The 806-nt window shown below is 64.5% G+C and carries 1 protein-coding gene; it reads left to right on the top strand.

What is annotated here, in order from left to right; translation table 11 throughout:
* Positions 1-64: 64 nt before the first annotated feature.
* Positions 65-806: IS110 family transposase (locus ABQE89_RS26240; RefSeq protein WP_448422157.1), on the top strand; the 742-nt coding region annotated here is incomplete at its 3' end.

Here is an 806-nt window from a genome sequence, read left to right as displayed (position 1 = left end):
CCCCACTGAGGTATGTCCGCCGACCGGTCCAACCGTCACCTCTCAGTGAATGGAGGCAACCACCATGGTTGTTGTTGGAGCCGATGTACACAAGCGCACTCATACCTTCGTCGCGGTCGACGAGGCGGGTCGCAAGCTCGCCGAGAAGACCGTCAAAGCGATCACCGCCGGGCATGCCGAGGCGGTGATGTGGGCCCGCGAACAGTTCGGGGCCGATGTCACCTGGGCGATCGAAGACTGCCGGCATCTGTCGGCACGCCTGGAACGCGACCTGCTCGCGTTGGGGCAAAACGTGGTGCGGGTTCCGCCCAAGTTGATGGCCCAGACTCGGGCCTCGGCACGCACCCGCGGCAAGTCCGATCCGATCGACGCACTGGCGGTTGCGCGGGGTTTCCTGCGCGAGCCTGATCTTCCGGTGGCCTCTCATGACGAGGTGTCACGGGAACTGAAACTATTGGTGGATCGCCGCGAAGTCCTTGTGGCACAACGCACAGCGACCATCAACCGGCTACTGTGGCGAGTCCACGAGCTCGATCCCGAACACGCGCCCAAGCCGCGCTCGTTGGATCTGGCCAAGCACCGCACCATCCTGGGCCGATGGTTGGACACCCAATCCGGGATTGTGGCTGAGTTGGCCCGTGACGAGTTGGCCGACATCACCGGACTCACGCAGAGGATCAACGCACTGGCCAAACGCATCGGCGAACGTGTCCGTGGGGTCGCGCCGGTCTTGCTGGCCATGCCCGGCTGCGGAGAGCTGACCGCGGCCAAACTGGTCGGTGAAACCGCCGGGGTGACGCGATTCA

The organism is Mycolicibacterium sp. XJ1819 (genome assembly GCF_053483675.1).
Note: the sequence above shows the minus strand (reverse complement) of the source record. Positions and strands in the feature narration are given on the sequence as shown.